This is a genomic window from Jeotgalibacillus salarius, assembly GCF_004405125.1.
Lineage (GTDB): Bacteria > Bacillota > Bacilli > Bacillales > Jeotgalibacillaceae > Jeotgalibacillus > Jeotgalibacillus salarius.
In genome coordinates, this window is the sequence record NZ_SORX01000006.1 from 180,684 (window position 1) to 193,590 (window position 12,907).

General features: G+C 36.7%; 15 protein-coding genes and 2 pseudogenes. 4 read left to right on the top strand and 13 right to left on the bottom strand.

Annotation, left to right across the window (positions count from 1 at the left end):
• Positions 1–60: 60 nt before the first annotated feature.
• The 9 genes and pseudogenes from E2626_RS11810 to E2626_RS11850 form a co-directional block, all read right to left on the bottom strand.
• Complete coding sequence (locus E2626_RS11810) at positions 61–615, bottom strand: GNAT family N-acetyltransferase (RefSeq protein ID WP_134381969.1); 555 nt, start codon at positions 613–615, stop codon at positions 61–63.
• Between the two features lie 142 nt (positions 616–757).
• On the bottom strand, positions 758–1,732 hold the full coding sequence (locus E2626_RS11815) for a LacI family DNA-binding transcriptional regulator (RefSeq protein WP_134381970.1): 975 nt from the start codon (positions 1,730–1,732) through the stop codon (positions 758–760).
• A 282-nt stretch (positions 1,733–2,014) separates the two neighbouring features.
• Positions 2,015–2,437, bottom strand: coding sequence for a VOC family protein (locus E2626_RS11820; protein ID WP_134381971.1), 423 nt, complete (start codon positions 2,435–2,437; stop codon positions 2,015–2,017).
• 223 nt (positions 2,438–2,660) lie between these two features.
• The gene (locus E2626_RS11825; RefSeq protein WP_134381972.1) at positions 2,661–2,945 is read right to left on the bottom strand and encodes a hypothetical protein; all 285 of its coding nucleotides are present in this window, start codon (positions 2,943–2,945) and stop codon (positions 2,661–2,663) included.
• A gap of 46 nt (positions 2,946–2,991) precedes the next feature.
• Positions 2,992–3,420 (bottom strand): hypothetical protein, encoded by a 429-nt coding sequence (locus tag E2626_RS11830; protein WP_134381973.1) that lies wholly within the window; start codon positions 3,418–3,420, stop codon positions 2,992–2,994.
• A 324-nt stretch (positions 3,421–3,744) separates the two neighbouring features.
• Complete coding sequence (locus E2626_RS11835; protein WP_166786808.1) at positions 3,745–4,563, bottom strand: multinuclear nonheme iron-dependent oxidase; 819 nt, start codon at positions 4,561–4,563, stop codon at positions 3,745–3,747.
• Between the two features lie 237 nt (positions 4,564–4,800).
• Positions 4,801–4,974: pseudogene (locus E2626_RS11840) on the bottom strand (GntT/GntP/DsdX family permease); the annotation flags it as partial.
• Between the two features lie 283 nt (positions 4,975–5,257).
• Positions 5,258–5,704: a YndM family protein gene (locus tag E2626_RS11845; RefSeq protein WP_134381976.1), complete on the bottom strand. Its 447-nt coding sequence runs from the start codon at positions 5,702–5,704 to the stop codon at positions 5,258–5,260.
• A gap of 492 nt (positions 5,705–6,196) precedes the next feature.
• Positions 6,197–6,907 (bottom strand): multinuclear nonheme iron-dependent oxidase, encoded by a 711-nt coding sequence (locus E2626_RS11850; RefSeq protein WP_134381977.1) that lies wholly within the window; start codon positions 6,905–6,907, stop codon positions 6,197–6,199.
• A 188-nt stretch (positions 6,908–7,095) separates the two neighbouring features.
• Between E2626_RS11850 and E2626_RS11855 the strand changes: the two genes are divergently transcribed.
• Together E2626_RS11855 and E2626_RS11860 are read left to right on the top strand one after the other, a co-directional pair.
• Positions 7,096–8,181 (top strand): type I restriction endonuclease, encoded by a 1,086-nt coding sequence (locus tag E2626_RS11855; protein WP_134381978.1) that lies wholly within the window; start codon positions 7,096–7,098, stop codon positions 8,179–8,181.
• A 37-nt stretch (positions 8,182–8,218) separates the two neighbouring features.
• The gene (locus tag E2626_RS11860) at positions 8,219–8,431 is read left to right on the top strand and encodes a hypothetical protein (RefSeq protein WP_134381979.1); all 213 of its coding nucleotides are present in this window, start codon (positions 8,219–8,221) and stop codon (positions 8,429–8,431) included.
• Positions 8,432–8,865: 434 nt separating this feature from the next.
• On the opposite strand, the gene E2626_RS11865 is transcribed toward E2626_RS11860, so the two are convergent.
• Both E2626_RS11865 and E2626_RS11870 read right to left on the bottom strand, forming a co-directional pair.
• Complete coding sequence (locus tag E2626_RS11865) at positions 8,866–9,333, bottom strand: MarR family winged helix-turn-helix transcriptional regulator (protein ID WP_134381980.1); 468 nt, start codon at positions 9,331–9,333, stop codon at positions 8,866–8,868.
• A gap of 14 nt (positions 9,334–9,347) precedes the next feature.
• Positions 9,348–10,151 carry an N-acyl homoserine lactonase family protein gene (locus E2626_RS11870; RefSeq protein ID WP_134381981.1) on the bottom strand — a complete coding sequence of 268 codons (804 nt, stop codon included), beginning with the start codon at positions 10,149–10,151 and terminating at the stop codon, positions 9,348–9,350.
• 342 nt (positions 10,152–10,493) lie between these two features.
• On the opposite strand from E2626_RS11870, the gene E2626_RS11875 reads away from it, so the two are divergent.
• Positions 10,494–10,946 carry a hypothetical protein gene (locus E2626_RS11875; RefSeq protein ID WP_134381982.1) on the top strand — a complete coding sequence of 151 codons (453 nt, stop codon included), beginning with the start codon at positions 10,494–10,496 and terminating at the stop codon, positions 10,944–10,946.
• 163 nt (positions 10,947–11,109) lie between these two features.
• Positions 11,110–11,722, top strand: a pseudogene (locus tag E2626_RS11880) (GntR family transcriptional regulator).
• A gap of 159 nt (positions 11,723–11,881) precedes the next feature.
• Here the strand turns inward: E2626_RS11880 and E2626_RS11885 are convergent.
• Complete coding sequence (locus E2626_RS11885) at positions 11,882–12,199, bottom strand: hypothetical protein (protein WP_134381983.1); 318 nt, start codon at positions 12,197–12,199, stop codon at positions 11,882–11,884.
• Positions 12,200–12,204: 5 nt separating this feature from the next.
• Positions 12,205–12,762, bottom strand: coding sequence for a hypothetical protein (locus tag E2626_RS11890; protein WP_134381984.1), 558 nt, complete (start codon positions 12,760–12,762; stop codon positions 12,205–12,207).
• Between the last annotated feature and the right edge of the window lie 145 nt (positions 12,763–12,907).

Below are 12,907 nucleotides of genomic sequence, written 5' to 3' on the forward strand. Positions count from 1 at the left end.
AAGCTCAATTTCTCTATTTAGATTTGTAGAGAAGTTGAGCTTTTTAAAATGAAATAGTTGTCACTCATGTGCGGGATTCAACAAAGACCACCTGATATGGTCTTCCCAAGCCCCATCAACCTTCATCATCTTGTTTGTTATCCCTTCATTTACAAAACCCAGTCTTTTCAAGACATTGATTGATGAAGTATTTTTAGGCATTACCGGTGCTTCTATTCTATGTAAATAATATTCAGAGAACATCACATGTACCGCCTTCTTTAACGCCTCGCCCAAATACCCTTTTCCTGTTTCTGAAAAATCTAATTTATACCCTAGAATACAAGATTGCATAATACTACGAAGGATATTCTGAAAAGAAACACATCCAATTATATTTTCTTCGTCCCCTTTTTTAAATATCCAAAATTTTATCGAACTACCTCTTTTGTAAGACTCAACGTCTTGCTCCAGTTGAAGTTTTTGACTCTTTAATGTGTAGAAGTCATCTTCTCTTTCTGCTTCCCACTCTTTTAAAAATTCTTTATTTCTTATGTAATAATCTAATACTAATTCTGCATCATTTGAATCCAGCTGTTTTAAGACAAGGCGATCAGTGCAATAGGTCTTATTCAATTATGTTTCTTTCCTTTCATCATTAAAATAAAAACATCCAAATATACGTAAAACAATCACTGAAATACTCCCTGTGTCAGGTACAATTTCGGGAATTGTATTCAACGCAGAGTTTTGGTTTCATTCACAGCACGATCTATTTTCAAGTAGACTTCCTCTCAACCAGCGTATAAGGAAGTTCAACCGCATGTTCCTTTAGCAGGTTTCCATTGATTAATGAAATCACCGTTTTGACAGATCTGTAACCAAGGTCTCTGGCCGGCTGATCAATGGTTGTAATATCAAGTGCGTGTGCAATTGGCTGATTATCAAACCCAAGTACTGCAAGGTCTCCGGGTATATCAAGTCCAACCTTTGCTGCTGCAATCATGATACCCGCTGCGAGCTGGTCACTCCCTGTAAAGATCGCATCCGGACGGTCATCTGATTGTATGATCTGCTTCACGATCTCCTCGCCATCCAGTATTGAATGAGAGGTCGTGTAAACCCATTTCGCATCCATACCGTGATCCTCGAGTGCCTGTCTGCAGGCTTTTTCGCGATCGCGGGAAACAACCCCCGCCGGAGGAGCAATACAAATCGCAATTTTAGAATAGCCCTGATTCACTAAATACTTCATGCCGTCATAGGCGCTATTATAGTGATTCATATAATTAGACGGCGCATTCGAATCAAGCTCATATTCATGACAAAGCACAACCGGTCCGTACTGAGTGATCGGCGATATTAAATCCCACGGTTGTATTAATTCAGAGATGACAATACCGTCAACCTGTTTTGTCTTCAGCATATTCAAATACTCCTGCTCTTTCTCAATGCTGTTTTCCCTCTGACACAAAATAAGATGATAATGCTCCTCTAATGCAGCTGTTGACATTCCTTCAATTAATTTACCAAAGAAAGGATGATCAATGATTGGCAATATCACAGCAAGCGCATTTGTCTTCTGCTTCTTAAGATTCACAGCAGACGCGTTCGGAATATAGTTAAGCCGCTTAATTGCTTCACGAACCGCCTGTCTCTTTTCCTCTGATACATATGGATGATTATTTAATACCCTGGATACAGTCGTCACAGTGACACCAGCTGCTGCAGCAATATCTTTAATAGTAGGCAACTTTGTTTCCTCCAGTTTTTTCCCTTGTGTTGATTGTGAATAGACACCTGTGTCATTACTTTTGTGATTGATTTCATAGTAATAGTAGTACTTATTTTAAAGTGTTTCCTTTATCAGATGCAATCTCTCCACCATTTCGTTATATAAATGTATTAAATTGTGCGGAAGTTGTGTTCAACACAGGGTTCAGGTTGATAGCAAGATGTTCCAAGGTTGAGCCGATCATGTGCGGACACAAGATACGAACTAACTCAGGCCGGAGTTAGCCAGCCTGATTGGAAGTTACTCTACGAAATCCCATGCAGGATTCCATACAACCTCCCACAGATGACCATCTGGATCCTGGAAGTGACCGGAGTATCCTCCCCAAAACGTCTCATGGGCAGGATCAGTGATGTTAGCGCCAGCTCTTTTTGCTTTATCCATGACCTCATCAACTTCTGACTTACTATTTACATTGTGTCCAAGAGTAAACTCTGTAGGACTCGGACTGCTGACACTAACTTTAGTTTCATGTGCAATATCTTTCCGATTCCATATAGCAAGTTTTAAACCAGGTTGCAATTCAAAAAATGCTACTGAACCGTGGTCAAACTCTGCACCTACAATACCATCAGTAGGAAACCCTAAGCCATCACGATAAAAATGTAAAGATTCTTCAAGATTATCTACTCCAATAGTAATGACAGATACTCTTGGTTTCATTTAAAATCACCTCTTATATGTAATGAGTATATTTTATCATTAAGCTTTACCTTCATTAAAATCTATTAAATCTTCCCTGTCCTATACACACTTATGAATGTTAAGAATCGTTTTTAGGACAGGAAGGAATTATTAAATTTATAGTTGTCACGGTAATTATCTTCTTTGAAGTATCTATTTATACCCCCCAATATGTTTTCAGCATAGAGTTGTGGGTCAATTATCAGCTTTGATGAATTCTTGTATGTAGCTTTTTGTTTTTAAAGAACCAATGAAATGCAAGAACAACTGGGGTAATGAGCGGAATAATAATAAATACAGAGACTGTAAAAGCTGTACTGAAAAATACATTTAGATCACTGCAGCCCGTACAAGCCACTTCTCTTAAGCCCCTATCACTGATGGCTGAAAAATAACCAACTAATCTTATGCCAAATAATAAAAACCATACAATCAAAATCGCAGATAAAATTAAAATCAGTTTTAACTTTAACTCTCGTTGAGTCATTTCCACCCTCCTTCTCCCTACCACTTCATCAGTTTCTTGTAATGTTTCAGTCTGCGAATACATGTTCAGGCAGATCCTGCTTAACAACCCTTTTAACAAACTCAATTCTCTTACTTGGCAGTATGCTCTTTTGATAAACATCTGTTTTCAGAATCACAAATTCCAATTCAAGATGTTCCGTGTAGGCGTACATGCCACTGGCGAACCGTTTTGTATATTTAATGATGTGCTCATAGTTTTTCTGTTCATCTTCAATTAGATAGATGTAATTGAACAATTCTTTTTGCGAATCAGTATAAGTAACAAGGTAGCCCAACACCTCTCTTGATCGCCCATCCCAGTATTCATCAAAGTTATCACCGTTATTAATCCCCATTATAAAAAAGAATTCTAAATTCGAAGTCCGCATGAACCGTGTAAAATCGTAAGTTTCAAAATCATTTCTTTTTAACTTTTCAAATTCTTTATCAAACAAACATAACTCCCCTTCTCGATTTAATGACTGAGCAACTTATATTAAGAACCAGATAAATATACTTAATACGATAAGTGTTATACCCACCCATGTTTTATAAAACTGAAGAATATATCCTGCAACGATGCCCACAATCGCAAGCCATTTAAAATCATAATAATTCCCGTAATTTTCAGCGATGTAGCCGACTCAGGTACTGAAGGTCAGAAATAGTATGAGGAAAGGAACGATGATAATGGCACCGATTTTCAAAGCTTTCATTCAGCCGCTCCTTTCAAAGTTACCAATCGTTATTGTTAAAAAGATACACAAAACCGAGCTACCTTAACGTGCACCTTTCACCATCTCATAAAACTCCGGAACCTGCTTTGCCAGCACGGCTTCATCCGATCGCCATTCAAAAGCAGGGCCAACTCCACCGTATTCTAATGCAGCTACCCACGGTTCCTGCCATTCACCATTTTTAATTTTCTTTAATACCCAGAATGCCAGCTCCCAATCCTCTTCTGTCATAGGCATACTGTCACGTAACCTACCTTTAGAGTCCGGCTGGATACCTGTAATATGCAATTCTTTCAATTGATCAACAGGTAATCTTGATATGTATTCCTTCACATCAAAACCAAGACTTTTTGAACTCATCTGAGCATGAGCTGTATCAAGTAGAAATCCACATCCAGTTTTCTTCACAATGTTTGAAAGCACTTCAGGATCAATCGCTGCCTTCATCATATTTTCACCCTGACCTCTGCAGATGACGTTCTCTATGATGACTTTTTCAGCACCAATCTCTCCATCAAGAATTTCAATATCCCGAAGTATGGCATCAGTCATTTCACTGATGTGGGAGGGCTGGCTCGTTTCAACATCATATTCAGGGTAGTGCTTTGCCATAGCTACAGCATGAACATTGATATAGGGAGTCTGAGTCTGGCTTTGCAGGTCTCTGATCAGTCCCCAATCAATATTCTTCATTTGGTCGTTTCCTGCTTTTAAGCCAAAATGGATGTAGCTTGGCTTTATTTCTGTCCCGTCCTGGATTAGTTCCATGCTGAAATCTGGGCATTTGAACAGGTCGATTTCTATCGCTGAACTGCTCAGTAATTTCTTCGCTTCAACTGAATAATTTACGGCAACCTTCATTTGAACACCTCGCATAATAATATTTTTATATGTAAAGGATTAAAGTTATACGTTTTAAATGAATCATCATAGCTTACTTTAGTCCATTCACTTAAGTTGTTAGTACCAATTATTTCAAATAGCAGAATCAGATACAACGTATTTATAGAAAATTCTTACTATATTATATTAATTACATTTGAATAACCGTAAAAAAGAACCTCCCTATCCCCAGGAGGTTTCTCTCATCAAATATTCTTAAATCCCTGGCAACACACCAAAAAACAAGCTCAATACATAGACCATTCCTAAAGCAGTTAGTCCAGCTAAGAATCCACCAACTGTCCATGCCTTCAGCGTCTGAGGAATGGTCAGCTTACCAAATTTATTCACAACCCAGAAGCCTAAGTCGTTTGGCAGTGAGAGTCCGATTGCGACATCATAGATAGTAAAGTATTGCAAGGTTGAGCCGATAATGTGCGGTGTACCTCATCTGTTTTATGTTCACTATTTCAATTAATACACTAGTGTAGAGTGCCACAGACATATCTGACACAAGAAAAGTAGTAAAAGAATGTAAAAATTTAAAAAAGTCAGAGCAATCGCCCTGACTTTAGGAGGGGTATAACTCAGCAGACAGGTCCAGTCTACAGTGAAGTTGTCTGCGTCAATAACAATTTCTCCAATTGCTAAATCAAATATTCAATAAGCAAAATTATTTTTCATCTTTTTCATATGGAAATAATTCGTTGGAGGATTCTACCTGCAATTGTCCTGTTGAGTTTGTTGTTTGTTTTTCAGAATTACTCTTCACTTTTTCATGATCCAAACTTCGTGCAACAGATTGGTGGAAAAAGTACTCAAATACGGTCAGTGATATAGCTGAAATGCTCGTAGCAATAAAAACATCATCTCCAACAGTCAAAGCATCCGTCATAAAATAAATGACCGCAAAAGACATGATGAAATCAGCAGTAGTCGCTACAACATTGTTCGATTTAGACAAAATTAATAAATCGCCAATGACATATGCTGCTGCAGTTAAAACGATAGTGATCCACAAGATATTCTGAAACGATACATCAAAACCAGCACCTAGGATAATACCTAAAACGAGTAAGGTAGCAATAAACTTAAGGGCAAATAATTTTAAATGTGTCATTATAAACACCTCCAATCAATATTAGGTTCTCCATTTGATTGAGTTTTAACCAAAAAATTAATGAAATTTAAATTGGATAATGAATGCTTTGTAATGACTCTTTCCGAAAAAACCACGTCGTAAAGGTATTTCAATCCACGCACTCAAGGAGAGTGCGCCAGCGATTTTCAGCATAAAGAAAGGAAAATATACGCATAAAATCGCTCTTAAGGAGGGGTAATATAATTTAAAGAGCTTTTAACGCAACTTCCCTCTCGAAAACATTTAAAATAAGGTGCGAATACAATTGTATATTTATGTTAGCTATAGGTTCGCACTAATAAACTTCAATCTGTTACACCTTGTCTTCTTCTACAGATATGTCTAAAAACCACTCCCTGTCCTAAACACGATTCTGACAATTCAAGTCAATTGTATAAGTGAAAGTAAGAAGTGAGTAATGAAAGTATCTTAGTGTGGTTATGTTGAATAGTTATTTGTAAGTGTAAATATTCATAAATGTGTGGCGGACAGGGAGTTGTGGATTATTTTCTCTAATGTCCATGATGCCAGTGCCCAATCATCATCTGTCATCGGCAAACTGTCTCTTAACCGACCATTATTGTCGGGTTTAATACCCGTAATAGGTAGTTCTTTCAAATGATCAACAGGAAGTCTTGAAATATACTCTTTCACACCAAAACCAAGACTCTTTGAACTCATTTGAGCGTGGGCAGTATCAAGCAGAAAGCCGCAGCCCGTTTTTTCTATAATTCGTGAAAGCACTTCAGGATCAATCGCTGCACGCATCATGTATTCACCCTGTCCCCTGTAAATAACATTCTCCACGATGACCTTTTCCGCCCCAATTTCCCTATCAAGAATTTCAATATCCCGAAGAATCGCATCCGTCATTTCATTAATGTGGGAGGGCTGGCTCGTTTCAACATCATATTCAGGGTAGTGCTTTGCCATAGCTACAGCATGAACATTAATATAGGGAGTCTCAGTTTGACTTTGCAGTTCTCTGATCAGTCCCCAGTCAACATTCTTCATTTGGCCGTTCTCTGCATTTAATCCAAAGTGAATGTAACTTGGTATCATCTCTTTGGCATCCTGAATAAGTTCCGTGCTGAAATCAGGGCATTTGAACAGATCAATGTCTATGAGTGAATTGGTTAATAAATTCCTAGCTTCAACTGAATAATTTACGGCAACTTTCATTTGGACACCTCGTTTATAAATTTCGTTTCATTTAATCCTCAAATAAAAGCAGGATAAAAAATAACATTTATTCCTTATTAAATCCTACTTTAGTATAGATCTATGTTAAAATCTGATTATTACCAATTTACTAATAAATATTAAGATTGTAAATGAATACCACTAAAAACCGTATAGGAGGAACCACCATGGAACAATTTTCTGACCAGATTAAGATGATTTCGAAAAGAATTGAAAAGATTAAAGGTAATATTTCTACTGAAGAATCCACCAAGACAAGTTTGATCCTTCCTTTCTTCCAGGCGCTCGGCTATGACATTTTTGATCCATCAGAATTTACACCTGAGTTCATTGCAGATGTTGGGATTAAAAAGGGTGAAAAAGTAGATTATGCGATTATGAATGAAGGTCAGCCTGTCATTCTCATAGAAGCAAAATCAGTGAGTGAAAAGTTATCCAAACACGATTCTCAGCTATTCCGATATTTCGGCACTACGGCTGCTAAGTTCGCTATTCTTACTAATGGTTTAATCTATCGCTTCTATACGGATTTAGAAGAGCAAAATAAAATGGATTCCGCCCCCTTCTTTGAAATCAACCTGGAAGATTTAAAAGAAACCCACATTATTGAGCTGGCAAAGTTCCGTAAAGATAGCTTTGATCTTGAAAAAATATTTACAACCGCTTCTGATTTAAAATACTTAAATAAAGTGAAGTCGTTTCTTTATGAGCAGTGGGAAAACCCGACAGAGGATTTTATTAAATACATTGTTGGAGAAGTATATGACGGGATGAAAACGAGGAACACGCTTGAGAAGTTTGACCCAATTATTAAAAAATCATTTAGCCAGTTTATTAACGAGCAGGTGAACGAAAAACTGAGCAAAGCATTAAAATCAACGACTACTCCTGCTGATCAGGTCAGCCAGGAAGCTGCTGCCACATCATTACCAGAGCACGAACCGATCGATCTCCCAACCGAACCACTTATCATTACAACTGAGGATGAAATTCAGGGTTACACTGTCATAAAGGTCATCGCCAGCGAGATTATAGATGCTGATCGTGTATTCTACCGGGACAACCAGAGCTATTTTAACGTGCTGCTCGATGACAACATTCGAAAATGGATAGTCAGGCTGGATCTTGATCGGGCTAAAAAGACGATTATTTTTAACGATGATGATAAATCTAAAGTTCAGATTGATCGGGTGACGGATGTGCTGCAGTATAAAGATAGGATTTTGGCGGTAATTGAGAAATTTAATAACTGAACAGCTTAAATTGAATACTGTTTCGAGGAGTTGGATCATGGAAATCAGTGAAAGTGTATCTGCATTATTAAATGAAATGGCAATGAGAGTGGCATTTCTTAGGGTTGTAATCATCGCTGCTTATGCATTGCCATACTTAGTATTAAGATCATTGAGAGCCCCTAGATGGCTGTGCGGGTTTGTATCTACTATTATAACTGGAGTTGTTGGATACCAGTATATGATGAATTATTACTTAACTTCTTTATAGACCTTTGCATTAATGGACCGCTTTAAAATCTTAACCACCTTTTTTAACAGAGAATGAGAGTCCGTTAGCTTTCTTTTTGAAACAAGAAATTAGTAGGGAATGTTATTACTTGATTTATTAATCAACTTTTTATGTAAGTAAGATTCTATCAATACAAAAGAACCTCTAGTAAACTTGGAGGTTCTTTTGTAGAAGTATTCTTATAGCTCAGGCAACATTTGCAAGAAGAAGCTCATCATATACAAGTTGCTAATGCTGTCAGCTCCGCTAAGACTCCTCCAACTGTCATGACTCCAATGTCTGAGCAATGATCAGTTTTACAATAAAAACCTTCCCAGTATTACGTTCAACTTCTAAATAATTAAAATTGTATTCAACATAGGGAATGACTATATAAAATTGTATGTAATTTACCTCTAACACCGCTTACTTGTTTAACAACTAAAACCTCGCTTGTTCAAAGCCTCAGATAAAGAAGTATCTGAAATGAACCTGTCCAAAAGCTCATTAGTTTTTTGTAATTCAGTGTTTGTATAAATATTCTCCAGCTGCTGATAAACACCATTTTCAATTTCAAGAATAGATGAATATTTCTCCTGACCTAATTTTGTCAGCTTTAACCTTACAAATCGACTGTCTGCCGAATCTTTAATTCGTTCAATCAATTGTTCCTTTACCATCCTGTCAATCAGTCTTGAAGGACTTCCTTCCTCACATATCAAGAGATAACCTAATTGCTTTAACGTAATATTTTCATTGTTTTTTAGTACACTAATCACTTCAGATTGTGAAGGAGTTATGCCGATTTCTTTTAATAAATCCTTCAATAGCTTGTTTCCATGTCTTTGGACTGCAAGAATCAGATACCGAAACTTTTCTGCTTCTTTAAATCTCTTATTCACTTAATTCACCCTTTTTAAGTTATAATCCCCGGTTTAATTGTAGTGTCGTGATTTGCTATTACCCGGTAGCAATCGTCTCTCTCTGAAAAATCCCTCAGCCATTTTAATGACTGATAGGCTGCATCCTGATTTGTTGTTAACCCGGGCAACATCATTTCCTTCCAGGATCTCTCTGCATACCCAATATCACTGGCTAATACCAGCCAGCCATTTTGATGTTTTACCAATACACAAAATATCCCGTCAGTATGTCCTGGTGTATGTACCAAGTATACCGAACCGTCTCCGAATAAATCATGTCCTTTTTCAAATGGACCATATGGAATATCTGACAGCATATATCTATCGACGTGAATGCCTTCCCACATTGATTTAATATAACCTACTCTGTTCGAAGCTGCCTCCCACTCTAATTCGCTTGTTAAGACTTTCTTCGCATTTTTCACCCGGCTTAACCCACTCACATGATCAGCGTGTAAATGTGTAAGTAATACAAAATCCAAATCACTAACCTTTATACCTAAAGCATGCAACTGCTCTGAAACTGACTCTCCTTCAGGAAGGCGTCCTTTAAACATAGAGTGCGCTAAAAATCCAAGATGTTTTTTCTGATTTCCCCTGATGTCTTCATTCCATCCAGTATCAACTAATATTAACCCTTTCGGATGTTCTATAAGATAAGCTGAAACAGGCACCCACATCTTCTTCTTTTTTCCTCTTAACCAACCTGAATAAGGAATTGGATGGAGTGATTGTTCTTTGTATGCAAGTGCCTGATCGATGTAGACTTCACCTGTGTGTAGTATATGTACTTTCATAGATTAACCTCTTCTCAATTAAATGACGTATCATTTAATATAATAGATGACACGTCATTTAATTGTCAATAAGGCCGGTGGCGAGGTAAATTATTTAAATGTGATCGACAATAACGTTACAGTGAAGTTCTTTATGTAAAAATAAACCTGCTGCTGACTACCGCTTTAATTCCAAGCGTGTCATCATCACTCAGTTTGGCTCCCACTGCACACTGGTGCATAGATATAATGAATCGCTTTTTCTTTAAGGCAGTTTTCGTATAGATTGTTTTTTGTAAATATTTACTATTTAAAGAATTTTCTGTTATGATAAAGTAAACTGGTTAATACTTGGAGGTGCTTATGAAAAGAATAATGTTGCTATCGCTATTACTTATATTTATGATTTCTTACTCTGTTCAAGCGTTGTCTTGGGCTATTACTTTTGTTGTATGGGAAGGAAAAGTTTATGAAGTTAAACAAGAAGAAATTATCGAAAATAGTGAAATTAGTAAAATCATTGGAGAAGTAAAGACCAAGCCTGATGATATGACTGGTGATTACTATGGAGATGCTTCAAACTTTTATCCAATAGGAACAAAATATTATGAAATAAAAGGGACTTCAACTTCTACTGCAATTGCAGTAAAAGAAGAGAACCAGTGGGTAAAGGCTGTTTATGTTCATAAAGCACCTTTTCACATAATGAATGTAATCTCTAACTTCTATTTCATATCTGCTGTTATAATAATTGCACTTATTATAGTCGGAGTTGTATTGCGAAATAAAAAGTTAAGAAAATCACCGATAATATAATAACGGTCAAGAAAACCACAATCTATACGAAAGAAGCCTTCTCTAATAAGGGATGCTACCTAACCTCTGCAGTTAGATGATGAGCAGCGCTTCCTCAGACAATCGATTGGATTGACACATCCAGACATCCAGATCCATCACCCCTGCAGCAGCCCCGAAGCGTATGTCAAAACCATCATCATCTGCCTACGTACTCGCTTACGAGACGATCCGTGACAGAATTCTAAACGGAGAATTAGAAGGCGGAACAAAATTAACAGAAGAACGTCTTGCTGAAGAACTCGGCGTCAGCCGCACCCCAATCAGAGAATCCATCCGGCGGCTCGAGCAGGAAGGCTTAATCAAAAAGAAACGCGTCGTCAAACCAACCGAAAGCGACCTGCGCCACATGTTCCAGGTACGTATGATCGATCCTAGAAGGACATGCCACTAAAACCGCAGCTACCTATATGACAGACGATGAGCTCATCGCACTCGCCGAATGCGTCCATATCGGCCGCACAGGCACTATCGAAGAAATCATGAAAGCCAACAAACAATTCCACGATTTAATTGTTCAAGCGAGTCGCAACCCTGTCATGATCGATATCATTGATCAGATGCAGTCGATTATTTATCTGTTCAGAAAAACGGTTGTATATCATAAGAGACCTGGATTGATTGATGAGCATGAGGAGATTTATGAAGCGATTAAGAGTAGAGATGCCGAGAAGGCTGAGGAATTGATGAAGAAGCATTTGCAGGCGGATTTGGATTTTTCGGTGCATGTTTTATGATTTAAAGATAATTTGAAAAGCGCTGATACGTGGATCAGTGCTTTTCTCGTTAACACAATTATATTATCAACTACTCATAAACTTTATGAAAGAAAGATTTAAGATTCTAGAATGTTAATTTCAATTGTAAATAGTTTAATAATAATCCTAATTGTATATTTATGTCAAAAAATCATTTAGTCCTTCATGACCATCTATATGAGAAGTTTCAATTAATATAGTAGAAATTCCTTCTTCACCATTTACCTTTAAAAAAGGTTGAGAATGTGCATCAGATGCATAATTAATTAAATCCCTATACTTATTTTTTCCTATTAACTCAGTGATAGTTAAACGATTCTCATCTTCTTTCTTACCTGGTGAACACATGTATAATCCAGATAATTCTTGTAAATTACTTCCGTTTGTTCTTGGAGCTGAGGTAACTTTTATATTCTTCCTCTTAAAGTTTTTATTAAGAGTATTCTCTAGTAACACCCATACTAATTTTGACCAATCTTTTTTATTTTTAGCTGCTTTCTCCCTATAAATTCTTTTCCTTCTTCAAACAATAATATCTTGAGCATTGTATGTGCAAGGTTATGCAGTGGGATTAAAGTATTATCTACCTCGGCAGTTGTATATGTAAAAGAAAAAGAACTAATATGATTTTTATTGTCAATTAACAAGTATTTTGCTCCTTGATGAGCTTGATTTGGAACTATATTAATATTAATTCCTTTAATTATTGGCTTTACAAAGCTAAATTCTGGCCAATTATTATACAGTAGAAATTGATGGTCGTTGGATTTAACATTTGCCGTGTGCAAGGTTTTCATTTTTGCCTGTAATAATAATGCTGTTCTTTTACTTTTTCCTTTTTTAGGATGATATACATGAACTATTAATAAATCTCCGATCTCTGGATTTTTTTCTGACAAGTTATGCTTTACAATAGGTCGTTGGTGACAAAATACAGATACAATTGACGTGGAAATCCCATAAAGTTCTAAGGTTTCTTTCCATGAATTTGCTATGTTTTTTATTCCTTCAGTTGCCATTTTAGCTATAAAATCTGGTTCTTGAGGTGATTTAGATAGTTTAAGCGTATTTGAATGTGCCTCATTAATTGAACGAATTCCAGCTTCGTAAAGGAGTTTTTTATTTTTTAAAATTATTTTTTTGTAAGTAATTATGTCTATTTTG

What these genes read in the sequence shown, in the direction of transcription:
- E2626_RS11820 (WP_134381971.1), bottom strand. Translation starts at nt 2,437, where the DNA reads ATGAAACCAAGAGTATCTGTCATTACTATTGGAGTAGATAATCTTGAA.
- E2626_RS11825 (WP_134381972.1), bottom strand. Translation starts at nt 2,945, where the DNA reads ATGACTCAACGAGAGTTAAAGTTAAAACTGATTTTAATTTTATCTGCG.
- E2626_RS11835 (WP_166786808.1), bottom strand. Translation starts at nt 4,563, where the DNA reads ATGAAGGTTGCCGTAAATTATTCAGTTGAAGCGAAGAAATTACTGAGC.
- E2626_RS11845 (WP_134381976.1), bottom strand. Translation starts at nt 5,704, where the DNA reads ATGACACATTTAAAATTATTTGCCCTTAAGTTTATTGCTACCTTACTC.
- E2626_RS11850 (WP_134381977.1), bottom strand. Translation starts at nt 6,907, where the DNA reads ATGAAAGTTGCCGTAAATTATTCAGTTGAAGCTAGGAATTTATTAACC.
- E2626_RS11855 (WP_134381978.1), top strand. Translation starts at nt 7,096, where the DNA reads ATGGAACAATTTTCTGACCAGATTAAGATGATTTCGAAAAGAATTGAA.
- E2626_RS11860 (WP_134381979.1), top strand. Translation starts at nt 8,219, where the DNA reads ATGGAAATCAGTGAAAGTGTATCTGCATTATTAAATGAAATGGCAATG.
- E2626_RS11870 (WP_134381981.1), bottom strand. Translation starts at nt 10,151, where the DNA reads ATGAAAGTACATATACTACACACAGGTGAAGTCTACATCGATCAGGCA.
- E2626_RS11875 (WP_134381982.1), top strand. Translation starts at nt 10,494, where the DNA reads ATGAAAAGAATAATGTTGCTATCGCTATTACTTATATTTATGATTTCT.
- E2626_RS11890 (WP_134381984.1), bottom strand. Translation starts at nt 12,762, where the DNA reads ATGGCAACTGAAGGAATAAAAAACATAGCAAATTCATGGAAAGAAACC.